General features: G+C 62.2%; 21 protein-coding genes. 12 read left to right on the top strand and 9 right to left on the bottom strand.

Annotated elements, in window-relative coordinates:
* Positions 1–68: 68 nt before the first annotated feature.
* From OOZ53_RS14725 to OOZ53_RS14715, 3 genes are read right to left on the bottom strand one after another with little or no spacing between them, the layout of a single operon-like run.
* Positions 69–797, bottom strand: coding sequence for a response regulator transcription factor (locus tag OOZ53_RS14725; RefSeq protein ID WP_271090391.1), 729 nt, complete (start codon positions 795–797; stop codon positions 69–71).
* On the bottom strand, positions 794–2,083 hold the full coding sequence (locus tag OOZ53_RS14720; protein ID WP_271090390.1) for a GAF domain-containing sensor histidine kinase: 1,290 nt from the start codon (positions 2,081–2,083) through the stop codon (positions 794–796). Before OOZ53_RS14720 ends, OOZ53_RS14725 begins: the two co-directional genes overlap by 4 nt.
* A 14-nt stretch (positions 2,084–2,097) precedes the next feature.
* Positions 2,098–2,238 carry a hypothetical protein gene (locus OOZ53_RS14715; protein ID WP_271090389.1) on the bottom strand — a complete coding sequence of 47 codons (141 nt, stop codon included), beginning with the start codon at positions 2,236–2,238 and terminating at the stop codon, positions 2,098–2,100.
* A gap of 23 nt (positions 2,239–2,261) precedes the next feature.
* Here OOZ53_RS14715 and OOZ53_RS14710 point away from each other — a divergent pair, with 23 nt between their 5' ends.
* Entirely contained in the window at positions 2,262–3,164 is a 903-nt protein-coding gene (locus OOZ53_RS14710) for an SMP-30/gluconolactonase/LRE family protein (RefSeq protein WP_271090388.1), read from the top strand.
* Between the two features lie 92 nt (positions 3,165–3,256).
* Here the strand turns inward: OOZ53_RS14710 and OOZ53_RS14705 are convergent, their stop codons facing one another.
* Both OOZ53_RS14705 and OOZ53_RS14700 read right to left on the bottom strand, forming a co-directional pair.
* Complete coding sequence (locus OOZ53_RS14705) at positions 3,257–3,937, bottom strand: GntR family transcriptional regulator (RefSeq protein ID WP_271090387.1); 681 nt, start codon at positions 3,935–3,937, stop codon at positions 3,257–3,259.
* Positions 3,934–4,854, bottom strand: a complete 921-nt coding sequence (locus tag OOZ53_RS14700; RefSeq protein ID WP_271090386.1) for a hydroxymethylglutaryl-CoA lyase — start codon at positions 4,852–4,854, stop codon at positions 3,934–3,936. Before OOZ53_RS14700 ends, OOZ53_RS14705 begins: the two co-directional genes overlap by 4 nt.
* A 101-nt stretch (positions 4,855–4,955) precedes the next feature.
* Here OOZ53_RS14700 and OOZ53_RS14695 point away from each other — a divergent pair, with 101 nt between their 5' ends.
* From OOZ53_RS14695 to OOZ53_RS14645, 11 genes are all read left to right on the top strand, one after another.
* Positions 4,956–6,167 carry a CaiB/BaiF CoA transferase family protein gene (locus tag OOZ53_RS14695; RefSeq protein ID WP_271090385.1) on the top strand — a complete coding sequence of 404 codons (1,212 nt, stop codon included), beginning with the start codon at positions 4,956–4,958 and terminating at the stop codon, positions 6,165–6,167.
* A 20-nt stretch (positions 6,168–6,187) separates the two neighbouring features.
* Positions 6,188–7,018, top strand: coding sequence for a MerR family transcriptional regulator (locus OOZ53_RS14690; protein ID WP_271090384.1), 831 nt, complete (start codon positions 6,188–6,190; stop codon positions 7,016–7,018).
* A gap of 52 nt (positions 7,019–7,070) precedes the next feature.
* Positions 7,071–9,269, top strand: coding sequence for a hydantoinase/oxoprolinase family protein (locus tag OOZ53_RS14685; RefSeq protein WP_271090383.1), 2,199 nt, complete (start codon positions 7,071–7,073; stop codon positions 9,267–9,269).
* Between the two features lie 12 nt (positions 9,270–9,281).
* Entirely contained in the window at positions 9,282–11,162 is a 1,881-nt protein-coding gene (locus OOZ53_RS14680) for a hydantoinase B/oxoprolinase family protein (RefSeq protein WP_271090382.1), read from the top strand.
* Positions 11,163–11,171: 9 nt separating this feature from the next.
* Positions 11,172–11,828 carry an isochorismatase family protein gene (locus tag OOZ53_RS14675; protein ID WP_271090381.1) on the top strand — a complete coding sequence of 219 codons (657 nt, stop codon included), beginning with the start codon at positions 11,172–11,174 and terminating at the stop codon, positions 11,826–11,828.
* 3 nt (positions 11,829–11,831) lie between these two features.
* Complete coding sequence (locus OOZ53_RS14670) at positions 11,832–12,920, top strand: sugar ABC transporter substrate-binding protein (RefSeq protein ID WP_271090380.1); 1,089 nt, start codon at positions 11,832–11,834, stop codon at positions 12,918–12,920.
* Positions 12,917–14,488, top strand: a complete 1,572-nt coding sequence (locus OOZ53_RS14665; RefSeq protein WP_271090379.1) for a sugar ABC transporter ATP-binding protein — start codon at positions 12,917–12,919, stop codon at positions 14,486–14,488. Before OOZ53_RS14670 ends, OOZ53_RS14665 begins: the two co-directional genes overlap by 4 nt.
* Before the next feature lie 33 nt (positions 14,489–14,521).
* On the top strand, positions 14,522–15,595 hold the full coding sequence (locus OOZ53_RS14660; protein ID WP_271090377.1) for an ABC transporter permease: 1,074 nt from the start codon (positions 14,522–14,524) through the stop codon (positions 15,593–15,595).
* A 142-nt stretch (positions 15,596–15,737) separates the two neighbouring features.
* Positions 15,738–16,544: an amidohydrolase family protein gene (locus OOZ53_RS14655; RefSeq protein WP_271090376.1), complete on the top strand. Its 807-nt coding sequence runs from the start codon at positions 15,738–15,740 to the stop codon at positions 16,542–16,544.
* Positions 16,531–16,935 carry a hypothetical protein gene (locus tag OOZ53_RS14650; protein WP_271090375.1) on the top strand — a complete coding sequence of 135 codons (405 nt, stop codon included), beginning with the start codon at positions 16,531–16,533 and terminating at the stop codon, positions 16,933–16,935. Before OOZ53_RS14655 ends, OOZ53_RS14650 begins: the two co-directional genes overlap by 14 nt.
* Positions 16,932–18,086, top strand: coding sequence for a cytochrome-c peroxidase (locus OOZ53_RS14645; RefSeq protein WP_271090374.1), 1,155 nt, complete (start codon positions 16,932–16,934; stop codon positions 18,084–18,086). Before OOZ53_RS14650 ends, OOZ53_RS14645 begins: the two co-directional genes overlap by 4 nt.
* Positions 18,087–18,107: 21 nt before the next feature.
* Here OOZ53_RS14645 and OOZ53_RS14640 read toward each other — a convergent pair whose 3' ends face one another.
* The 4 genes from OOZ53_RS14640 to OOZ53_RS14625 are packed head-to-tail and all read right to left on the bottom strand — an operon-like array spanning position 18,108 to position 23,080.
* Complete coding sequence (locus tag OOZ53_RS14640; protein WP_271090373.1) at positions 18,108–19,262, bottom strand: iron-containing alcohol dehydrogenase; 1,155 nt, start codon at positions 19,260–19,262, stop codon at positions 18,108–18,110.
* A 4-nt stretch (positions 19,263–19,266) separates the two neighbouring features.
* Positions 19,267–20,637 carry an aldehyde dehydrogenase family protein gene (locus OOZ53_RS14635; RefSeq protein WP_425499152.1) on the bottom strand — a complete coding sequence of 457 codons (1,371 nt, stop codon included), beginning with the start codon at positions 20,635–20,637 and terminating at the stop codon, positions 19,267–19,269.
* A 2-nt stretch (positions 20,638–20,639) separates the two neighbouring features.
* A complete protein-coding gene (locus OOZ53_RS14630; protein ID WP_271090372.1) occupies positions 20,640–22,004 on the bottom strand; it encodes a glutamine synthetase family protein in 1,365 nt (454 codons plus the stop codon).
* 41 nt (positions 22,005–22,045) lie between these two features.
* Positions 22,046–23,080, bottom strand: coding sequence for a TRAP transporter substrate-binding protein (locus OOZ53_RS14625; RefSeq protein ID WP_271090371.1), 1,035 nt, complete (start codon positions 23,078–23,080; stop codon positions 22,046–22,048).
* Between the last annotated feature and the right edge of the window lie 31 nt (positions 23,081–23,111).

The raw sequence follows: 23,111 nt of genomic DNA, 5'->3' as shown, positions 1-23,111 counted from the left end.
CCGCCAATGCGGGTTTGTTCCTGCGTATTCACGCCGGGCAAATAGCGGGTTTCCGCAGTCACCAAAGCCTAAAGGATATGCTTGTCGAGCCAGGCCTTGAGATGCTCTTCGCCGAGCGCCAGGCCCTCGACATTCAGCAGGCCGCGTGAAAAGGCAACGGCGACCGCCCGGGTCCTGGAGTTGAAGGCCGGCCCGACCTTGCCGTCGACGGGCGTCTGATCGATGCCCAGTTTCTCATAGAGATGTTTCAGGCGGCTCTGCACGCCGCGCGTGGAAATCGAACGGCGCGCGGCAATCGCCTTGTCCGTCATGCCGAGGGCGATGTCCATGAGCACCTCGAACTCGGCGTCGCTCAGGCCTTCATGTATGTTTTCGCTGCGCTGCTGCACGCCGCGGATCTCGCGGTCGATGATGCACTGATCCTCCTGGAAGACGCCACGCAGGGCGAGTTCCAGCCGCTGTTCGCTGGCCGTTTTCAGCAGGTAGCCATACACCGCCTCGTTGGGCACGATGCGGGAAATGCCGCGCACATAGGCTTCGTCCGCATAGTTGGACCAGAACAGGATGCGCATGGCGGCGTGCTTGCGCCAGATCACGCTGGCGGCCGTAACGCCACTGGTGTTGGGCATCTGCATGTCCATGATGATACCGTCGATTTTTTCGCCGGCGACCAGGTCGAGCGCGGTTTGCCCGTCCGAGGCTTCGAAGATCTGCTCGCATTCGGGCATGGCGGTGGCGACCGCGTTCTTCAGGAACGTTCGGTGGAAGGGATCGTCCTCGGCAATCAGCAAATTCATGAGCCCGCCCTTTTTACCGCGGTGCTCTCAGCGGAAAGAGGATCGGCATCGTCCGGTATTTGCAGGATCGCTAGCGGCACATGCAGCGATATGCAAGTGACGTCCGCATCGTGCCGCAGGGCGATATCTGCACCGATAAGGGCCGCTCGGACCTTCATATTGTCGACGCCGCGTTTGGAATCGGACCATCCGTCGGTCGGTGTCGCGCCATCGTTGCGTACTTCGACGATCACATGGTCGCCATCCCGATACAGCGACACGGAGATCGTGCCGCATTGGCTGTGCTTGACGGCATTGGTCAAGGCTTCCTGCACGATCCTGAAGACAGCGGTCCGGATGGTGTCGGAGCCGTGGTCGAGGATGCCGCCTGTTTCATCATTCAGGACCGTCTTGATGGAACGGCCGGCTCCGGCGGTGGCCTTTTCGAGTTGCGCCTCGATCGCCTGTTGCAGGCCGAACAGTTCCAGTATGCCGGGTTTGGCATTTTCGATGATGCGGCGAAGCTCATCGGTGCAGCGGGCGATGCTGCGGCCGACCTTGGCAAGTTCAAGGGATTCCGTGCCTGCACGGCGGGTCATTTGCGTGACCTGCCGGTAGATGCTGGAAAGATCGGCGAGCGTCTGGTCGTGCAGTTCCATGCCGAGACGCTTGCGCTCCTCCTCCATGCCCTCTGTCAGCCGCAACGCACCGCTGCGAAGCGCCTGTTCGCGACCGATGGCTTCGCCCTCGCGAAGGGCCGCCTGGCGGGCCTGTTCGCCCATTTTCAGCGCGTAGATATAGGGTGAAATGAGATCGGCGATGCGTTTGGCCTCTTCAAGGTCGTCCTGGGAATAGACGTTCTTGGCGTGGCTTGAAATATTCAGCGAACCGTGGACGACGCCGTGCACGTGCAAGGCGACGTGGATCCGGGAATGCAGATCCGCCTCGTAGATCGGCGCATCGAAGGCGCCGTCAAAGTGGAACTGCGGATCCTCCCAGGCGTCGCTGGTCAGGATATAGGGAATCTTGCCGAGCAGCAGGTTGCAGATCGGGCTCTTTGCGATGGGCCGCGACCGGTCACCCTCGCTCCAGCCGGTTTCAACGCCGACCTCGAACGCCATGTGTTCGCCCTTGCGGTCGGAGGTGATGATGGCGATGTCCATATGGTCGAAGGGCAATATCTCGCGGATCTCGTCGGCGATCCGCTGGAGCACTTTCTGGAAATCGAGCTGTCCCGCGACCGCCCTGGAGATCGACAGGTAGCGATCGAGGCTGTCGGATTGAATCCTGTCCGTTTTCTGTTCCATATGCGCACATATCATCACAGTTTGCTGCCGGCGCAAATCCCTTTATCCCGCAGCACGTTGCGGGAATCCGCACGCTGAACTTCGTTGTCACGCAGTACATTGACCGCAATTGCGGGTTTAAACTCACCGGCGACCGGTCTTACCTTGGCCGACATCACGCGGACCGCAGAGCAATCCAATGCAAGATCACATCGTCGTCGACGATCGGCGCTTCCTGTCCCTGATTCAGCCGAACGCGCATCTGGAGAAGATCGCCGGCGGCATGATCTGGACGGAAGGACCGGTCTATTTCCCGCAGGGCGACTATTTCCTGTGGAGCGACATTCCCAACAACCGCAGCTATCAGTGGTCGAGCGGCTCAAGCGTGCGGGTTTTCGATCACAATCCCAATTACTGCAATGGCCACACACGTGACCGCGAAGGAAGGCTTATCAGCTGCGAGCACCTGACGCGGCGTGTCACCCGCCTGGAGCATGGCGGATCCGTCACCGTCATTGCCGACAGCTTCAACGGCAAACGACTCAACTCGCCCAATGATGTGGTGGTCAAGTCGGACGGCAGCATCTGGTTTACCGATCCGCCCTACGGGATCCTCAGTGATTTCGAAGGCGCGGCCGCGGAGCAGGAACAGGACGGTTGTTACGTCTTCCGGTGGTGCCCGGACACCGGAGAGCTGAGCGTCGTCGCCGATGATTTCGTCAAGCCGAACGGGCTTGCCTTTTCTCCCGACGAAAGCCTGCTCTATGTTTCGGATACCGGGCTTTCGCACGATCCCGACGGTCCGCATCACATTCGCGTTTTCGATGTGAAGGACGGCCGAGCGCTCGCAAACGGACGGATTTTTGTGGACATCGAGGAGGGCGTTCCGGACGGCTTCCGGGCCGACTGCCAGGGCAATATCTGGACCAGCAGCGCCGCCGGTGTTCAGTGTTTCGACCCTGACGCCATGCGTCTCGGCATGCTTGCGACGCCTGAGACGGTGGCCAATGTCACCTTCGGCGGCCGCCGCAATATCCGGCTGCTGATCACCGCGACCACATCGGTCTACACGACCTTCGTCTCCGTTAAGGGCGCGACCTAAGCCGCTGTTGTCAATTGGCTATTTCAACGTTTTCGTTGCCGTGACAGGTGAAGAGCGGTGGATGTGCGCCGCTGCATATCAGCTGACAGTGCTCAGAAGGCGGCGGGAACCTTGCGCTGGCCGGCGCGCGCCGCCATGGATGCGGCGGCCAGGAGGTGTGAGGACATGACGCTGGCCGCCCATTCGGGTGATCGTGCGGCGATCGCATCCGTTATCTCGTGGTGGTGCGCGGCGCTGCGGATGAGGTCCTCGTCGGAATAGAGGTGGTACATGCGCGCCACCATGCCGACATTGACGGCCATGGAGATGAGAGCGCTGAGGCGCGGCGAACGGGCCGCTTCCATGATGGTGCGGTGGAACTTCTCATTGGCGGCCGAGATGATCTTGTAGTCGGATTGCGATTTCGGCGGCGTGTGGGCCGACATTTCAGCGCTCAGTTCCTTCAGATGTTCAACCTGCTCATCGGTCGCGAATTCGGCCGCGCGAGCAGCGCCATAGCTCTCGAGCAGCTTTCTGATCTGGAACATCTGCTCCAGTTCCTCGTCCTCGAAATGAGCGACGCGCGTCGTATATCCGGTGCCGCGCTCGACGAAACCTTCATGGATGAGCTTGCTGATCGCCTCGCGCACGGGTGTCCGGCTGAGGCCGAGATTTTCAGCCATTCTCTGTTCGGTGATGCGCTCGCCTTCCTTGAGCGTGCCGGACAGGATGTCCGAGCGGATGGCGTGGTAGGCCTGGTCCGTGGCGGCGGTTCGCTGTGCGGGATTGCTCATGCGGCTGCCTCGCCGGTTTCGGATTTCGGAAAACCGCCCGCCTTCATGAGCTGTCCCGGTACGGGCTTGCCGAGTTGCTGTTCAAGCCAGAGCGCCGTTTCGATGGCCGCATCGAGCGACATATTCGTCCGCACGCCAGACCGTTCCAGCATATAGAGCAGATCCTCGGTGGCGATGTTGCCGGTGGCGCGCGGCGCGAACGGACAGCCGCCGACGCCGCCGAAGCTCGCGTCGAGCGACCGGGCGCCGGCTTCCAGCCCGGCCCAGGCATTGGCGATGCCGGTGTTGCGGGTGTTGTGCAGATGCAGACGCACGGGAATGTCCGGAAAGGCCTGACGAACGGCCGTGACCCGCCGTGCGACATCCTGCGGCACCGCCACGCCGATCGTGTCGGCGAGCCCGATTTCACGAGGGGTGTGGGCAATACAGGCCTCGACGACCTGCATCAGCCGCTCAAGCGGGACTTCACCCTCGAACGGGCAACCGAAGGCGGCGCCGATGGTTACGCCGACCCGGATGCCGGAGGGCGCATCGCGCATGATGTCGCCAAAGGCCCTGATGCTCTCCTCGGTCGGAACCCCCTGGTTGCGCATATTGAACGTATCTGTCGCGACGACGACGAAATTGGCCTCGTCGAGCCGTGCGGCCACCGCACGGTCGAAGCCGCGGCGGTTGAGCGTCAGTCCGATGAATTTGGTCGCGGTGCCGCGCGGCAGACCGCGTGCCACCTCATCGGCATCGGCCATCTGCGGAACGCGTTTCGGATTGACGAAACTTGTCGCCTCGATGCGGTCGGCGCCAGCGTCCACGGCCCGCTGAATGAGCTCGAGCTTGACGGCGGTGGTGAGAATCTTTTCGTCATTTTGTATCCCATCTCTGGGGGAAACTTCAATGATTTCAACGAAATTTTCGCTCATAAGCCAAATCCGTTTGATTTTTGTATGCAAAATACTATAGACAAGTATGCCGGTTTAGACCAGTCTGCAAGTCACAGTTTGTTGTCGGGAGGTTCATCACAATGAATTCGGGCGTGCCGCGGCAGGGGCCTTTGACGGACCTGAAAGTTCTCGAGATGGGACAGCTTCTCGCCGGACCGTTCTGCGGCCAGCTGCTCGCCGATTTCGGCGCCGAGGTGATCAAGTGCGAACAGCCCGGGGCAGGCGATCCGATGCGCCAGTGGGGGCGGGAGAAGCCGCATGGCAAGTCGCTGTGGTGGCCGGTCGTTGCCCGCAACAAGAAATCCATCACGCTGAACCTGCGCACCCCGGAAGGTCAGGAGATCGTTCGCGACCTGATCAAGACAACCGACATCCTGATCGAGAATTTTCGCCCCGGCACAATGGAACGCTGGAACCTCGGCTATGACGAGCTGTCGAAGATCAATCCGCGCCTTGTCATGGTGCGGGTGACGGGCTTCGGCCAGACCGGCCCCTATGCGGCGCGGGCCGGATATGGCGCCATCGGCGAAGCGATGGGCGGTCTGCGCTATGTCGTCGGCGATCCGCAAACCCAGCCGAGCCGCATGGGCATTTCCATCGGCGACGAACTGGCTGCGATCCATGCCTGCATGGGTGCACTGATGGCCATCCACGCGCGCGAGCGCACCGGTCGCGGCCAGATCGTCGACAGCGCCATCTACGAAGCCGTCCTCAACATGATGGAAAGCCTGGTCACCGAATATAATGTCGCCGACTATGTGCGCGAGCGCACCGGTCCGATCCTGCCCAATGTGTCGCCCTCCAATGTCTTCGATACGGCGGACGGCAAGCTGCTGCTGATCGCGGCCAACCAGGATACCGTGTTCAAACGGCTCGCCGAGGCCATGGGACGCCCGGAGCTGGCCGAAGACGAACGCTACGCAACCCATTCGGCGCGCGGAAAATACCAGGCGGAGCTCGACGGTCTGATCAATGAGTGGACCAGGACGATCCCGCTGAAGGAGCTCGAGGCGCTGCTCAACGAGCACGGCGTGCCCTGTGGCCTGATCTACAAGGCCGAGGACATGATCGACGATCCGCACTTTCAGGAAAGGGACGCGATTGTCGATGTTCATCATCCCGATTTCGGGACCATCAAGATGCAGAATGTGGCGCCGAAACTGTCTGAGACACCGGGAGCCATCCGCCATGTCGGGCCGGAGCTGGGCGAACACAACGATTACGTCTACGGCGAAGTTCTTTCGCTTCCGCAGGACAAGCAGGCAAGTCTCCGGGAGAAGGGGATAATCTGATGCGATCGGACCAGTGAGCGATGGCTGAAAAGCGTAGCGATTCCGGGCGTCATTTTCTCCCCGTCGGGGAGGCAGCAAGGCTGCTTGGCCTGAGCCGGATGCGTTTGCGTGAAGCCATTGCCAAGGGTGTTCTGCCGGCAAGGCGCGACAATGAGGGGCGGCTGCGTGTCGACCTGACATCCATCCCGCCGGATCTCGAGGGTCAGATCAGCGGCAAGGGCATGGCTCCCGCCGAATTGCTCGACACGCTGTTCGACGAGGTCGAGGAGCTCCAGGGCCTGCTTGCCGAACGCGACGAGGAAATCGGCAAGATCCATCAACTGCTCGAACGGCAGGACAGTGCGCTGGCGCAGTCCATGGATTTGCTCGCCAAACGTAACGAGCAGGCCGGGCCGCAGGATGATCGCACCGAGGAACTGGCCGGCGTGTCCGACCGGGCGCTTGCCATGCTCGACGATGCGACGGCCAGGCTGGAAGCCGCCTTGCAGGACAATGCCCGTTACCGGCAGCTGCTGGAGCGGGCATTGTCGCTTTCGGACGCGGCGACGGCGCCTGGCCGCGACAGCCGGGAGCTGACGGAAGCAGCCGACCGCGCCATGAGCCTTCTGGATCGCGCCTTGCAGGAGGCCGAGCGCAAGGGCGCGGCGACCGCCGAGCTTTCAGCCATGCTGGAACGGGCGCTGGCAACCGGCGAACGGCTCGAAAGCCAGATCCGTGAAAGCGAGCGGCTGGTGCGCCGGCATGAGGCGGCGGTCGGCCGGATGATCGGTATTTCGGAGCGGGCCATCAATCTGGTCACAGTGGAGCCGCGCCGCCGCTGGTGGTGGCTTGCATGGCTGACGGGCCGGTAGAGTAGAGGATTTTCAGCGCCGCTTTCGGCGCGCGTAGGGGAAACACTGCACGATGAACAGCACGGACGATCTGATCAAGCATTATGAGGAACGGCTGGCCGCCTTTGAGGAGCGATTGCGGCGAATGGAGGCTGATGCCGGCTCGGCGCCAGCCCCTGTCCGCCCGATGCGTGCCGGAACCGGCTTGCGGCTCGGCGTCGATGTCGGCGGCACCTTTACCGACCTCCTGATGCTCGATGAGAAGAACGGCAGGACCTACACCGCCAAGGTGCCCTCGACGCCGGCCGACAGCTCCATCGGCGTTCTCAACGGGATCGAAAAGATCTGCCGCGAAGCCGGCATAGCGCCGACCGATATCACCGAGGTCATGCACGGCACCACGGTCGCCACCAACACCGTGCTGACCAATGCCGGCGCGCTGGTCGGGCTTGTCACCACCAAGGGCTACAAGGACGTGCTGCAGATTGCGCGCTCCTATGTGCCGGGCGGGCTCGGCGGCTGGGTGATCTGGAACAAGACGCCGCCGCTGGCGCCGCTTGAGCTGACCATCGAGGCGGATGAGCGCATGGGTGCAAATGGCGAGGTGGTATCCAGCCTTGACGAATCCAGGATCCGCAAGGATCTCAAGAAGCTCTTCGATCAGGGCATCGAGGCGCTGACCATCGCGCTGTTCAACTCCTATGCCAATGATGCGCATGAAAAGCGCATCGCCGAGATCGCCCGCGACATCGCGCCGGATATTCCGGTCTCCACATCGGCCTCGATCATGCCGGAGATGTATGAGTATGAGCGCGCCGAAACGACGGTGGTCAATTCCTATGTGCGCCCGGTCGTCTCCAAATATGTTTCCAACCTGCAGCGCGAGTTGCGCAACCGGATGGGCGAGAACGTGCTTCTGCAGATCCTGCGCTCTGATGGCGGGCTGTCCTCGGCCCAGCTTGCCATGGATCAGCCGGTCAACCTGCTGATGTCCGGGCCTGCCGGCGGCGTCTCCGGCGCGCTGTGGATCGCGAAGCAGGCCAAATTCGAGAACCTGCTGACATTCGACATGGGCGGCACATCCACCGATGTGGCCCTGATTCAGAATTCGGTGGCGCGCACGAGGCGCGAGACGCGCGTCGCCGACGTGACCGTCCGTGCGCCATCCATAGACGTGCGGACGGTCGGAGCCGGCGGCGGCTCCATCGCCTATGTGCCGGAACTGACCAAGGCGCTGCGCGTCGGGCCGCAATCGGCCGGCGCCGATCCGGGGCCGGCGGCTTATATGAAAGGTGGCGAGGAACCGACGGTGACCGACGCCAACGTGGTGCTCGGCTATCTGCCCTCCGATGCCAAGCTGGGCGGCGATATGGCGATCAGCCGGGACAAGGCGGCAGAGGCTGTCGGCAAGATCGCCGATGCGCTTTCGATCCCGGTGGAAGAGGCGGCCGAGGGCATCATAAAGATCGTCAATGAGAATATGTGCGGCGCACTGCGTCTTGTTTCTGTGGAACAGGGTTACGATCCGCGCGAATTCGCGCTGATCGGTTTTGGTGGTGCCGGGCCGCTGCATGCCAATGCGCTGGCCCGCCTGATCAATTCCTGGCCGGCAATCATCCCGCCCGGGCCGGGTGTCCTGTGCGCCTATGGCGATGCGACCACGCAGCTTCGCAATGAGGCAAGCCAGACCTATGTCACCCGCGTTGCCGACACCTCCGACGCGGAAGTCGGAAAGATGCTCAACGCGCTGCGCGACGCAGCCGCCCGCGAGCTGACGTCCGAAGGCGTCGCCCAGTCCGGACAGAGCGTGATCTACCAGATCGACATCCGCTATCACGGCCAGGGCATGAAGCTGACCATCGATGTATCGCCGGAGGATTTCGAGCGGGAAGGGCTGGCCGGTATCGGGCGGCGTTTCGACAAGGAACACGAGCAGCTCTTCACCTTTGCCCTCGATGCGGAGCACGAGTTGGTCGGCCTGCGCGCCGTCGTCCAGGACGCCGAAAAGAGCTTCATTGCCGAGAACCAGGGCGCGGGCGGCGCGGATGCCTCATCGGCGCGCGTTCACACGACGCGCATCTATACCGACGGCAACTGGCAGGAGGGTCATATCTACGACCGCGACCGGCTGCGGCCGGGCAACCGTATCGAGGGCCCTGCTGTCGTCACGGAGATGGATTCAACGGCGCTGATCCTGCCGGACCATGTCGGGGTGGTGGACGATGTGGGCAATATTCTCATCTGGCCGGCAGATCATGAAAACGCACGTTGAGGGACAAGTGAAATGGTAGCCAAGATCATTCAGAGCGACACACGGCCCTTCAATCGCATTGCGGTCGACCCGATCACGCTGGACATCGTCGAGAACGCCTTGCGCAATGCGCGCACGGAAATGGATGCAGTCCTTTTCCGCACCGCCATGTCGCCGGGCATACGCGAACAGCACGACGCCTTCCCGATGATTGCCAACCAGGAAGGCAAGATGGTCGTCGGGCAGTTCGGCTCGTTCCTCTACGGTTTCATCAACGGCTATGAGGGAACGATCGAGGATGGCGACATCTTCATCACCAACGATCCCTATTCCTGCAACGGCGCTGTCAGTCACCTGAACGACTGGCTGTTGATGATGCCGATCTTCCATGAAGGCAAGCTTGTCTCCTGGGCGGCGATGTTCGGTCACATGACCGATGTCGGCGGCAAGGTGCCGGGTTCGCTGCCGACCGATGCAAAGATGATCTACGAGGAAGGCATGATCGTGCCGCCGACCAAGATCTTCCGGAAGGGCGAACTGGCGGATGAAGTGCTCAATATCATGCTGCACAACTGCCGCATGCCCGAATGGAACAAGTCGGATTTCTTCGCAATCATCGCCGCGCTGCGTCTGGCCGAGCGCCGGGTGCGCGAGAACATCGACCGCTTCGGCGTCGACACCTACATCTCGGCCATGTGGGATATGCTCGACCGCAACAAGGCGGCGATGAGCGCGATCATCCAGATGATCATCCCGGAAGGCGATCACAAGGCGCATTTCGAAGACTGGATCGATGATGACGGCATGGGCAACGGGCCGTACCGGATCGCCTGTTCCCTGTGGCGCGAGGGCGAGGTCGCCCATTTCGATTTTTCCGATTCCGACCCGCAGAGCCTGTCTTCGATCAATTTCCTGTTGAACGAGGAAATGTTCAAGATGTTCTTCGGGGCCTTTACCATCAACCTGTTCGACCCGCAGATCCTGTTCAATGACGGCTTCTACGACTTGGTCGAGGTCCATATTCCGGAAGGCTGCATATTGAAGCCGAAAAAGCCGGCGGCATTGTCGTGCCGGACCCATATGCTCGGCCGTATCTTCGACCTGATGGGCGGGCTTCTGGGACAGGGTGCGCCGGACGCGCTGAATGCAGCCGGATTCTCCGACAGTCCGCACTTCATGTATTCGGGCTTCAACGAACAGGGCGAGTGGTATCAGCTGTTCCAGATCGGCTTCGGCGGCGTGCCTGGACGACCGGCGGGCGACGGGCCGGACGGCCATTCCATGTGGCCGGCCTTCACCAATGTGCCGAACGAGTTCCTGGAAGCCTATTTCCCGCTGCGTATCCGCGAATATGCGACGATCCCCGACAGCGGCGGGGCCGGACTGCACCGCGGCGGCAATGGCATCACCATCGCCTATGAAATGATGGAAAAGGGCGAGATCTCGATTCATGACGACCGCTGGCTGACCTATCCATGGGGCGTCAATGGCGGCGAGCCGGGCATGCGCTCGACCAAGCGACTCGTGCGCACCGACGGCAGCGAGGAAAACATTCCCTCGAAATGCGACCGGATCGCGGTCAACCCGGGCGATATCCTCTACTTCAACACCTGGGGCGGCGGTGGCTGGGGCAATCCGCTGAAGCGGGATCCCGAGCTGGTGGCGCTGGATGTCAGCCGCAAGCTCGTTTCGGAAGAGGGGGCGAAGCGCTACGGCGTCGTCCTGTCGCGCGGCAAGGTCGACAGGAAGGCGACCGAGAAGCTGCGCAACAAGATGGCCGGCAGCCAGTCCAAGCAGCTGTTCAACCGCGGCTTCGAAAGCATCGAGGAACTAAAGAAGCGCTGCAAGGCGGAAACCGGTTTCGAGCCGCCGGCCGCTCCGGTCTTCCACCGCTTCATGCAGGCTGCGGAATAGGAGAGGATGATGGCCGAGGCACTCGACAGCAACTATGCCCGTGCCGGATACCACGCCCGGCAGAGCTGGGGCCGGCGCCCGGCGCTGCTGCTGATCGACTTCGCCATGGCCTATTTCGACGAAAACGCGCCGCTCTTCGGCGGCGAGAACTGCCAGGCGGCGCTCGACCATGCAGTGCGTCTTGCGCCGGCTGCGCGTGCCGCCGGCGTTCCGGTCATCTTCACCGAGGTCAAGTATCAGCCGGGCGGAGCCGATGGCGGGGCGTTCTACGCCAAGGTGCCGGCACTGTCCTGCTTCGATGCCGGAAAAGATACGCAAAAACTCGCTACCGGTTTGGCGGTCGAGGAAGGCGATATCCTCGTTACAAAACAATATCCAAGCGCCTTTTTCGGAACTTCTTTGGCAGCAACGCTGAAGTGGCTGAACATCGACACGCTCCTGCTTGCCGGCGTCACGACATCCGGCTGTGTTCGGGCGACCTGCATCGACAGCATCTCGTACGGATTTGTGACGCTCGTTGTCGAGGACGCGGTGGGCGACCGTGCGGAGGAACCGCACGCCGCAAACCTCTTCGACATGAGCGCCAAATATGCCGACCTCCTCAGCACCGAGGCGGCGATCGAATACATGCAGCAGACACAAAAGAACCACGACAAGGAGGAATGAACCATGAAGAAGCTTTTCCTGCCGGCGCTCGGCGCCGCGCTGATGTTCGCACCGGCGGCGCATGCGGATATGGATGCCGCAAAGGCGCTGATCGAGAAACACAGCAAGTTGCCAACCTTCGAGGCGCCCGGACCGGCGTTCGACGCGAAAGCCTGCATGGCGGACAAGAAGATGTTCGTCATTCCGCTGACCAACGCGAACCCGTTCAATGCTGCGATCAGCCAGGGCTTTGTCGACGCGGCCGCCATGGTGGGTTTCGAGCTGCGTGACTGGGAAACCCAGATGGATCCGGCCGGCTGGATCCAGGGGATCAACACGGCCGTTGCGGAAGGCTTCGACCTGATCGACATGCAGGGCGGCCTGCCGCCGGAATTCCTGGTGCCGCAGATCACCGAGGCGCGCTCCAATGGCGTCAAGGTGACGGCGACGCACAATTACGACGCCACCACGCAGCAGATCCCGGAGTTTCTCGATAGCGCCGCCAATACGGACTATGTGACAGTGGGCAAGATCATTGCCGCCTGGGCGATGGTGCAGACCGACGGCAAGGTCAACGCGCTGGTGCTCGGTCCGGACGAGATTACGCCGACCGCTCCGTTGCGCGACGCGATTCTCAACTATCTGAAGGACAATTGCCCGGACTGCAAAACCCAGTACATCAACGTGCCGGTGAACGACTGGGCAACCAAGACGCAGCCGGCGGTGCAGAATGCGCTGCTTGCCGATCCGACGATCAACTATGTGCTGCCGGTCTACGATTCCATGTCGCAATTCATCGTGCCGGCCATCCAGATCGCTAATTCGGACGCCAAGATCGTATCCTATAACGGCACGCCATTCGTGCTCGACATGATGCGCGACGGCGACATCGTGGAAATGAATGTCGGGGAAAGCCTCGGCTGGGTCGGCATGGCCGGCACCGATGCGAATATGCGTCTGCTGTGCGGTCTCGATCCGGTGACCGTGCTCAACACGCCGGCCTTCATCTTCACCGACGAAAACGTTGCGACCGCCGGCAATCCGGCGACCTTCAACGACGGCTATGGCGATGTCCACAAGGCGGGATTTGCCAAGCTGTGGGGGCTTGAGTGACGTCAGGCATGGTCCAGCGCGCCGCGCATGGCGACGCGCTGGTCATTCGGCATCTGTCCAAGCGCTTCGGCGGTGCCGTGGCGCTGGACGATGTTTCGCTGACGGTTCGCCGCGGCGAGGTGCACGGCCTGCTCGGATCGAACGGTTCGGGCAAGTCGACATTGATCAAGGTGCTTGCCGGCTTTCACACGCCGGAACCGGGCGCGGAAATTTCGCTTTACGGTGAAAAACTGCACCTGCCGATCTCAGGCGTCGATGCGCGCGCAAAGGGTCTCGCCTTCGTCCACCAGCATCTGGGCCTCATCCCGTCCTTGAGCGTTGCCGAGAATTTCTTCATGGGATCCTTGTCGACGGGGCACAACTGGGCCATCAACTGGCGTGCGGCGCATCGCAACGCCCGGCGCATCTTCGAGTCCTTCGGCCTGGCGCTGGCGCCGGAGGCGCCGGTTGCGTCCCTGTCGGCGGTGCAGCAGGCATTGCTTGCCATCGTGCGCGCCTATGAGGATATCCGCATCGCCACCAAGGATCATGCGGACCGGCCGGGCGTTCTCGTTCTGGACGAGCCCACGCCGTTCCTGCCGAGGGCCGGGGTCGAACAGCTCTTCGGACTGGTGAGGCAGTGCACCGACCAGGGGGCGAGCGTTATCTTCGTCAGCCACGATGTGGACGAGGTGCGCGAAATTACGGACCGGGCGACGGTGTTGCGCGACGGCCATCTGATCGACACTGTCGTTACCGCCGATACCGGCACCGAGGCTTTTGTCGAGCGCATTATCGGCCGCAGCATGGAGCGCTATGCCGGCGCCGGCAAACAGCGAAAGGCCGGTGCGCCTGCCGTGATGATCCGCGACCTGGCTGCGCCCGGGCTTGGGCCGGTCTCGTTCGAAATCGGTCGCGGCGAGATACTCGGCCTTACCGGGCTGATCGGGTCCGGTTTCGACAATATACCGGCGCTGCTTTACGGCGCGCGCGGCGGCACCAGCGGCTATATGGAAGTCGCTGATTTCGATGCCGATCTGAAACATTTGTCGCCGGAAATCGCACTGTCACGCGGCATCGCCTACCTGCCGGCGGACCGGCTGGGCGAGGCGGGTATCGGGTCGCTTCCGGTGGGCGACAATGTCGCGATGCCGGTCTACCACACGCTCAGGGGGGCATTGGGGCTGACCGACCGCAGTATCCAGCGGCATGCCGCCAGGCTCGGCGGCGAGGCGGGTGTCAAGCCGAATGTGCCGGCGATGCCGCTTTCGGCACTGTCCGGCGGCAATGCGCAAAAGGCGCTGATGGCGAAATGGCTGCAGACCGATCCCAGCCTTCTGCTGCTCGACGAGCCGACGCAGGGCGTGGATGTGGGCGCCAGGCAGCAGATCTGGGATGCGCTGGACAGGACGGCGGCGGCGGGAACGCCGATCCTGGTGGGTTCGACCGATTACGAGCAATTGGCCCAGCTTTGTCATCGCGTGCTGATCTTCTCGCGCGGGCAGATCGTGGCGGAGCTGTCCGGCTCCGGGCTTACCAAAGACAAAATCGCCGAGAGATGTTACCGGTCTATGCCGCAGGCCGTTTAGGGGCCGCAGGTCGTTCAGGGGATGCAACGATTGATGAGTGAGGGACAGTCCGACGACAGCATAGCCGCCTATGAGGAGCGCATCGAGGCGCTCGAAGCCAAGCTGCGCGCGCTGGAGGAAAATGTCGCCGCGAGCGCGGAACAGGCCGGCCACGGCTTTGACTGGAAAATGTGGGGCGAGCGCTACGGGCTGCTGATCGCCTGGGGCGTGATGATCCTGATCCTCGGTTCGGTCAAACCGGATCAGATGTTCGCCTGGAATTCCTACGCCACCATGCTCGGCTCCAACGCCATGGTGGTGGTCCTGACGCTGGCGCTGATGATCCCGCTGACCAGCGGCGATTTCGATCTGTCAGTGGCGAGTGTCATGGGGCTGAGTTCCATGCTGTTGGCGGTGCTGAACGTCAAAATGGGCATGCCCATCGGCGGTGCCGTCGTCATTGTCCTGCTGGTCGGTGCGGTCGTCGGCCTGATCAATGCGTTCTTCATCCTCTATTTCGGCGTTCACTCGCTGATCGTCACGCTCGGCACCGGCTATTTCATCAATGGGCTTATCCTTTGGGTGTCGGATTCAGCGACCATTGCCGGTGTTTCCATGGGGCTGGTCAACGCCGTGATCCTGACGCGCCTGTTCGGCATTCCGATCGGCTTTTACTACGCGCTCGCGCTGACCCTGATCATCTGGTACGTCTTCCAGCACACCAGTCTCGGGCGCCGTTTGCTTTTTGTCGGGCGTGGCCGGGAAGTGGCGCGCCTGTCCGGCGTCAATGTCGACCGGGTTCGCGCCGGAGCGCTGATGGCCTCGGGCACCATCGCGGCCTTTGCCGGCGTCCTCTATACGGGCATGCGAGGCGCGGCCGACCCGTCCTCTGCGCTGGCCTTCCTGTTGCCCGCCTTTGCCGCAGCATTTCTTGGTTCGACCGCCATTTATCCCGGGAAATTCAATGCGCTGGGCGCGTTTGTTGCGGTGTTCTTCCTGTCGACCGGGATCATGGGTCTCAACTTCCTCGGCGTGGACAGTTTCGTGCAGAACCTCTTCTATGGCGGCGGGCTGGTGATCGCGGTGTCGATTTCGCAGCTTATCCGCGGCCGCAGGCCGATGGACTAGCGAGATCCGCCGACCAGCTTCGTCCGTTGCCGCTTGCGAATTACGATTGCGCCGCGATTTTGTGAACCAGGGTCTTGCTTCGTCCGTAATAAAGGCGTTGTTTCAGCGGGATTGCTCTGGTTTCTATCGGGATGCATTTGTCATGTTTCGTGTGTTTTCAGTTATTGCCATTCTTGGATTTCCTGCCGCAGCGATCGCGGATGACTTGCCGATTTTTGATGCCCATATTCACTACAGTCACGATGCCGTTGAACTGGTTCCGCCAGAGGAGGTGGCCAAGATCCTGCGGGACGCGGGCATCAGAAAGGCCATGGTTTCCAGTTCCGACGATGACGGGACGCAGAAACTGAAAGCGGCGGCGCCCGACATAATCGTGCCGGCGCTCCGGCCCTACAGGCGGCGCGGCGAACTGGGCACCTGGATGCATGATCCGACGGTGATCGATTATCTCAATGAGCGGTTGAGCGCATACGACTATGAAGCCATCGGCGAATTTCACGCCTTTGGCGACGACATCGAAGCGCCCGTCATACAGCAGATGATCGGCATGGCGCGTGACCGCAACTTGATCCTGCACCATCACGGCGACCGTGAAGCGCTCGATTTGATTTTCAAGACCTGGCCGGAGGCACGTGTCCTGTGGGCGCATTCCGGCTTTGAGGGGCCGGACGGCATTGCCGATGCGTTGAAGACCTATCCGCGCCTGTGGGCCGATCTTGCCATACGGTCGGGCATGGCCAGCCTCGGCGAAGTCAGGCCCGATTGGCGGGCGCTGTTCACGGCCTATCCCGACCGGTTCATGCTGGGTACCGACACCTTTGCGCCGGAGCGGTGGTATTATGTCGGTTCACATGCGCAGACGTCGCGCGACTGGCTGGCGGACCTGCCGGATGATGTGGCCAGAAAAATCGCCTATGAAAATGCGGAGGCCATGATTGCCAGCAAATAGAGCTGTCGCGGCGCTGTGCCTGCTTGCATATCTGGCCGGACCGGCTCTAGCCTGTGTCTCCGACCCTGACGCGCAACGCATGACGCCGGAAACCGAGGCGGCTCCGGAGGTCTACGCAATCCTCGGTCCGTCCGTGGTCTCGCAGCCCACCGGCCTGGAACTGGTGGTCTGCCCGTGGAATTCAGGCGCGGTTTCAAGCGTTGATGTCGATGCCTGGATGCCCAGCCACCAGCATGGCATGAATTACGAGCCGGACATCGAGGCCTTGGGCAACGGGCGCTTTGCAATCACAAACATGGTCTATCACATGCCCGGGCCGTGGGAATTGACGGTCACCGTCCGTGCTGGAGCAGAGCGGGCGTCCTACGTGCTGGATATGCCGATCCCATGAACCGGCTTTGCCGCATCATTGTCGCTTTTCATTTGGTCGCCGCGATCATTGCCGGGCCGGCGGCGGCCGATGTGTTGCTGACGCCGGAAGAGATATCCCGGACCTTGACACACGGACCTTGGCCGCCAGCGGTTGGACCGGACCCGAGCAATCGCGTGTCCGGCAACGCGGCCGCGATCGCTTTCGGTGAGCAATTGTTCCATGATCCGGACTTGTCCAGGGATGGCTCGATCTCCTGTGCCACCTGCCATGTGCCGGCGCGCGGTTTTTCGGAGGACCGGCCGCGCGCCATGGGGCGCGTCGCGTTGGACCGCAATACGCCTTCGCTTATGAATGTCGGCACGCACCGCTGGTTCGGTTGGGCAGGGGACAGCGACAATCTGTGGGCGCAAAGTCTTTTGCCCATTCTGAATGCGGATGAACTGGCAAGCGATGCGCAAAGCCTGAAGACAATGATGGCCGACGGTCCTTATGCCAGCACCTATGCGCAATTGTTCGGGCCATCATCCGATCACGCATCCGAAACGGTGCTGGTGAATATCGCAAAGGCCTTGGCGGCGTATAAGGAAACGCTGATCACTGGCCAAACATCCTTCGATCGCTTCCGCGACGCGCTGGAGCTGGGCGATATGGCACGTGCGGCGGACTATCCCGAAAGCGCGCAAAGGGGTTTGCAGATCTTTCTCGGCAAGGGCAATTGCGCCTTCTGTCATACGGGTCCGGCCTTTACCAATGGCGAGTTCCACGATGCGGGCGTGCCCTATTTCATTGAGCCGGGGCGCGTCGATCCGGGGCGCCATGGCGGGCTGAAAGCGTTGCTTGAGAGCCCGTTCACCCTGGATGGCGCGTTCACCGACGATCCCGGGAAAAGGGGCGCCTGGGCGGTGCGCAATGTGCGGCGCACGCATCTGGATTTCGGGAAATTCCGGGTGCCGTCACTGCGCGGCGCATCACGCACGGCACCCTATATGCACGATGGAAGTCTGCCTGATCTCGAATCCGTTGTCGCCCATTACAACACCATCGATATGGAGCGCCTGCATGCGGACGGAGAAGCGATCCTGATGCCGCTCAATCTGTCCGATGACGAGGTCGATGACCTGCTCGCCTTCCTGCGCAGCCTGAGCGACGATCAGCCCGTGGCGGACTGATCGCCGGAAATTTCAGCGTCATCACGCCGCGCCGGCAAGCTCCATCACCAGCGCGCGCGTGTTTTCTTCCGTCAGAACCACGGGATTGCCGCCACGGCTCGGATCGATCAGGGCGCTGGCGACGATGCGGTCGATATCGGGTTCCCCGATGCCCATGGCGGCGAGGTTTTTCGGAATGCCAAGCGCCGCGTTCAATTCGCCGACAAATGCGTAGAACCCGTCGAATCCGCCATCGATGCCGAGATAGGCGGCAGCCTCGGCAAGCCTGTCTTCGACCGCCGGCCGGTTGAAACGCAGGACAGCCTGCATGACCACGGCATTCGTTGTGCCGTGATGGGTGTTGTAAAGAGCGCCGATCGGATGGCTGAGCGCGTGGATGGCGCCGAGGCCCTTCTGGAATGCGGTGGCGCCCATCATGGCCGCCGACATCATGTGAGCACGGGCTTCCAGATCGTCCGGTGTCGCGTAGGCGCGCGGAAGATATTGCTTGACGAGACGCATGCCTTCGAGCGCGATGCCCTGGCTCATCGGATGATAATGGGGCGAGCAATAGGCTTCCAGGCAATGGGCGAAGGCGTCCATGCCGGTCCCGGCGGTGATCGCCGGCGGCATGCCGACCGTCAGTTCCGCGTCGGCAATCACGACCGAGGGCAGGACCTTGGGGTGGAAGATGATCTTCTTTTCGTGGGTGGCCGCGTTGGTAATGACCGAGGCGCGGCCGACTTCCGAACCGGTTCCGGCCGTTGTCGGCACCGCGACATTCGGTGCGATGGCGCTTGCGTCGGCGCGGGTCCACCAGTCGCCGACATCCTCGAAATCCCAGACCGGCCGCGTCTGGCCGGCCATGAAGGCGACCATCTTGCCGAGATCGAGACCGGAGCCGCCGCCGAAAGCGACCACGCCATCGTGCCCGCCGGCCCGGAAGGCTTCGATACCGGCGGCCAGGTTGATCTCGTTCGGGTTGGGATCGACATCGGCGAACAGCGCGCGGCCAAGGCCGGCGGCTTCCAGAATATCGAGTGCGCGAGCGGTGATCGGTAAATCGGCCAGCCCGCGATCGGTCACCAGCAGCGGTTTCTCAATGCCTGCATCCGCGCAGGCCTGCGGCAGTTCGGCAATGCGTCCCGCGCCGAAACGAATGGCTGTGGGGTAGGACCAGTTGGCTTCAAGCTTCATGCGCTCAGCTCTTCTTCAAGTGGTAGGATTTCGGACGGGTGACGTGCTGGTAGCCGATATGCGACAGGGCGCCGCCCCGACCGGTGTCCTTGCAGCCGGTCCAGCAAAGGCCCGGGTCGAGATAGTCGCAGCGGTTCATGAAGACCGTGCCGGTCTCGATGCGTGCGCCGATGGCTGCCGCACGCTCTGCATCGGCTGTCCAGAGTGAGGCCGTCAGCCCGAATTCGCTGTCGTTCATCAACGCCACGGCTTCGTCGTCACTGCCGACCGGCATGATGCCGACGACCGGGCCGAAGCTTTCCTCGCGCATCACCCGCATGTCGTGGGTCACATCGGTCAGGATCTGCGGCGCCAGATAGGTGCCGCCATCGTCGGCAAAGCGTGCCGTGTCGATGACCGGCCTTGCACCGGCGGCGATGGCTTCCGATGTCTGGGCGCGGACAAGATCGGCGAAGCGCAGGTGCGCCATCGGGCCGAGCGTCGTGTCGGTGTTGAGCGGATTTCCGAGTACATAGGCGTCAACGATGGCTTTCGCCTTCTCGACGAAGGTATCGAAAAGGTTCTGGTGCACGTAAATGCGCTCGATGCCGCAGCAGCACTGGCCGGAATTGAACATGGCGCCGTCGATAAGCGTTTCGGCCGCGGCGTCGACATCGGCGTCGTCAAGCACATAGCCGGGGTCCTTGCCGCCGAGTTCGAGGCCGACGCCCGTGAAGGTGCCCGCGGCGGCGCGCTCGATCGCCTGCCCGCCGGCCACCGAGCCGGTGAAATTGACGAAGCCGAAACTGCGCCGGGCAATCAGATCCGAAGTTGTCGCATGATCGAGGAACAGGTTCTGGAAGACATCTTCAGGAACGCCCGCTTCGTGGAAGGCACGGGCCAGCCTCTCGCCGGCGAGCAGGGTCTGGGTCGCGCCTTTGAGGATGACTGCGTTTCCGGCAATGAGGGCGGGGGCAATGGTGTTGATCGCCGTCAGATAGGGATAGTTCCAGGGCGAGACCACCAGGACGACGCCCTGCGGCTCGCGCAGGATACGGCGTTCGAATGCCGGACCGTCCTCGACGACAAAGGGTGCCAACGCTTGCTCGGCGATGTCGGCCATATAGTTTGCCCGCTCCTCGACACCGCCGATCTCGCCGCCATAGCGCACCGGACGGCCCATCATATGCGCCAGTTCCGGAACGGCCTCGTCGTTCATGTCCCGCAGCCGGGCGACACCGGCGCGCACCAGGGCGATGCGGTCGTCGAGCGGCCGTGCCGCCCATGCTGGCTGAGCCGCGCGGGCGCGGGCAATGGCACTTGCCGCCTCGTCGGCGGAAAGCGTCGGGCGGGTGGCGAAAACCGACCCGTCAATCGGTGAGATGCATTCGAGCATGGTCAGGCCCTTTCGAAGCCGCGGGCCACTTCCCAGTCGGTGACGATGCGGTCGAACTCCTCCTGTTCCCATTCGGCGCAGCGCACATAATGGGCGGTGACATCCTCGCCGAGGGCCGATTTCAGCATCGCCGAGCCGCGCAGGCATTCGGTCGCTGCACGCAGCGTGTTCGGGATATCGGGTGCTTCGGCGGCGTTGTAGACATCGCCGGTCGTGGGGTCGGCCAGTTCCAGTTTTTCCTCAATGCCGGCAATGCCGGCAGCAAGCTGTGCGGCGAGCGCCAGGTAGGGATTGAAATCCGAGCCGCCGATGCGGCATTCGACGCGCACCGCCGCCGTGCCGTCGCCGCAAAGCCGGTAACCGGCGGTGCGGTTATCGACCGACCAGACGGATTTGGTCGGCGCGAAGGTGCCCTTGGCGAAGCGCTTGTAGCTGTTCACGTAAGGTGCCAGGAACACCATGATGTCGGGCGTATATTTGATGAGACCGGCAATGTAGTTGCGCATCAGGTCCGACATGCCGAGTTTCGCGCCGGCGTCCTGGAAGGCGTTGCCGCCATCGTGCCACAGCGACTGGTGAATATGCGAGGAACTGCCGACGCGTCGATGATCCCATTTCGACAGGAAGGTCGCGGCATGCCCGTTCTGCCAGGCAATCTCCTTGACCGCGTGCTTGGCGAGCGTGTGATGATCGGCGCAGGAAAGGGCGTCCGCATAGCGGATGTTCAGTTCCTCCTGTCCGGCCTCGGCCTCGCCCTTTGTGTTTTCCACCGGAACGCCCATCGCGACCAGATGGTTGCGGAGGGGCCGCATGACCGCCTCCTCCTTGGTGGTCTGGAAGATGTGGTAGTCCTCGTTGTAGCCGCTGATCGGCTGCAGGTCTCGAAAGCCGGATTTGCGGATTTCGTCGTAACTCTTTTCGAACAGGAAGAATTCCAGCTCGGTGGCCATGACCGGCGAGAGGCCCATGTCGGCGAGCCGCGCGATCTGGCGCTTGAGCACGGCGCGCGGCGCATGCGGTACGGGTTCGTGGCTGTGATGGTCGAGCACATCGCAAAGAACGAGCGCTGTGCCCTCAAGCCATGGGACGGGGCGCAGCGTGGCGAGGTCCGGTTTCATGACATAGTCGCCGTAACCGGATTCCCAGCTTGTCGACGCATAGCCGTCGGGCGTCGCCATTTCGAGGTCGGTCGCCAGCAGATAGTCGCAGCAATGGGTTTCCTCATAGGCACTGTCGACGAAGTGCCGGGCGACGAAGCGCTTGCCCATCAGCCGGCCCTGCATATCGATAATGCAGACGAGCACGGTGTCGATCGTGCCGTTGGCGACGGCGGCTTTGAGTTCGTCGAAAGTCATCATCCGTTCCATCAAAGTTGCGGGGCAGGGAATGTCCGCCCCGCAGGTTGGTATCAGCTGTAACGGTAGGGCCGTCCAGCCTTTTCCATATCCGCATTATACTTGCGGAAGATATCGACCACCTTGGCCTTTGTCGGGCTTTCGGCGGCAATCTCGTCCCAGAACTGGACCGCGGCCTTTTCGACCGTCGCCCATTCCTCGTCCGGAATGGTGGTCAGCTTGAGCTTGGTGCCGTGGACACGCAGATTGGCCTCGCCGCCCCAGTACCACCACTGACGATAATAGTGCGACTGGTCCATGGCCATCTGCAACATCACCTTCAGATGCTCGGGCAGTTCGTTCCAGCGGTCCATATTGGCGAAGAACGAGCCGGCCCAGGCGCCGGAGATGTTGTTGGTCAGGAAGTAGTTGGTCACGTCGGCCCAGCCGACCGTATAGTCCTCGGTGATGCCCGACCAGGCGATGCCGTCGAGTTCGCCGGTCTGTACGGCGACCTCGATATCTTCCCATGGCAGCGTCACAGGCACGACGCCGAACTGCGACAGGAAGCGGCCGGCGGTGGGGAAGGTGAAGACGCGCTTGCCCTTCATGTCCTCCAGGCTGTTGATCGGATCCTTGGTGGCGAAGTGGCACGGGTCCCACGCGCCGGCGGAAATGTGCTTGACGCCGACGGCGGCGTATTCCTCGTCCCAGATCTCTTTCAGACCGTACTGGTTGAAGAGCACCGGCACGTCCAGCGAATAGCGCGAAGCAAAGGGGAAATAGCCGCCGAAGACGGTCACTTCCGTGGGCGATGCCATGGAGTCGTCATCCGACTGAACGGCGTCGATCGTGCCCTTCTGCATGGCGCGGAAGAGTTCGCCGGTCGGTACCAACTGGTCGGAGAAGAACAGTTCGATCTCCATCTGGCCCTTGGCGGCGATATTGAAGGCGTCGATCGACGGCTTGATCACGTGTTCGGCCAGCGCCGGGCCGGCATAGGTCTGCATGCGCCATTTGATCGGCGCCTGGGCCTTGACGGCGGGCGCGGCAAGGGTTGCGGCCCCGGCGATGCCGGCGGTTTTCAGAAATTTACGTCTTGAAGTCATGTCGTCCTCCGATTTGTCATCGTTATGGTTG

The sequence above is a fragment of the Allohoeflea poritis genome (genome assembly GCF_027889715.1).
Taxonomy (GTDB): domain Bacteria; phylum Pseudomonadota; class Alphaproteobacteria; order Rhizobiales; family Rhizobiaceae; genus Hoeflea_A; species Hoeflea_A poritis.
This window is presented reverse-complemented; position numbering and strand designations above follow the sequence as displayed.

Bases quoted from the DNA above. Each gene is read 5' to 3' on its own strand.
- OOZ53_RS14720 (WP_271090390.1), bottom strand. From the start codon at position 2,083: ATGGAACAGAAAACGGACAGGATTCAATCCGACAGCCTCGATCGCTAC.
- OOZ53_RS14625 (WP_271090371.1), bottom strand. From the start codon at position 23,080: ATGACTTCAAGACGTAAATTTCTGAAAACCGCCGGCATCGCCGGGGCC.
- OOZ53_RS14705 (WP_271090387.1), bottom strand. From the start codon at position 3,937: ATGAGCAATCCCGCACAGCGAACCGCCGCCACGGACCAGGCCTACCAC.
- OOZ53_RS14690 (WP_271090384.1), top strand. From the start codon at position 6,188: ATGGCTGAAAAGCGTAGCGATTCCGGGCGTCATTTTCTCCCCGTCGGG.
- OOZ53_RS14630 (WP_271090372.1), bottom strand. From the start codon at position 22,004: ATGGAACGGATGATGACTTTCGACGAACTCAAAGCCGCCGTCGCCAAC.
- OOZ53_RS14685 (WP_271090383.1), top strand. From the start codon at position 7,071: ATGAACAGCACGGACGATCTGATCAAGCATTATGAGGAACGGCTGGCC.
- OOZ53_RS14660 (WP_271090377.1), top strand. From the start codon at position 14,522: ATGAGTGAGGGACAGTCCGACGACAGCATAGCCGCCTATGAGGAGCGC.
- OOZ53_RS14700 (WP_271090386.1), bottom strand. From the start codon at position 4,854: ATGAGCGAAAATTTCGTTGAAATCATTGAAGTTTCCCCCAGAGATGGG.
- OOZ53_RS14645 (WP_271090374.1), top strand. From the start codon at position 16,932: ATGAACCGGCTTTGCCGCATCATTGTCGCTTTTCATTTGGTCGCCGCG.
- OOZ53_RS14635 (WP_425499152.1), bottom strand. From the start codon at position 20,637: ATGCTCGAATGCATCTCACCGATTGACGGGTCGGTTTTCGCCACCCGC.
- OOZ53_RS14680 (WP_271090382.1), top strand. From the start codon at position 9,282: ATGGTAGCCAAGATCATTCAGAGCGACACACGGCCCTTCAATCGCATT.
- OOZ53_RS14655 (WP_271090376.1), top strand. From the start codon at position 15,738: ATGTTTCGTGTGTTTTCAGTTATTGCCATTCTTGGATTTCCTGCCGCA.
- OOZ53_RS14695 (WP_271090385.1), top strand. From the start codon at position 4,956: ATGAATTCGGGCGTGCCGCGGCAGGGGCCTTTGACGGACCTGAAAGTT.
- OOZ53_RS14640 (WP_271090373.1), bottom strand. From the start codon at position 19,262: ATGAAGCTTGAAGCCAACTGGTCCTACCCCACAGCCATTCGTTTCGGC.
- OOZ53_RS14725 (WP_271090391.1), bottom strand. From the start codon at position 797: ATGAATTTGCTGATTGCCGAGGACGATCCCTTCCACCGAACGTTCCTG.
- OOZ53_RS14675 (WP_271090381.1), top strand. From the start codon at position 11,172: ATGGCCGAGGCACTCGACAGCAACTATGCCCGTGCCGGATACCACGCC.
- OOZ53_RS14710 (WP_271090388.1), top strand. From the start codon at position 2,262: ATGCAAGATCACATCGTCGTCGACGATCGGCGCTTCCTGTCCCTGATT.
- OOZ53_RS14715 (WP_271090389.1), bottom strand. From the start codon at position 2,238: ATGTCGGCCAAGGTAAGACCGGTCGCCGGTGAGTTTAAACCCGCAATT.
- OOZ53_RS14670 (WP_271090380.1), top strand. From the start codon at position 11,832: ATGAAGAAGCTTTTCCTGCCGGCGCTCGGCGCCGCGCTGATGTTCGCA.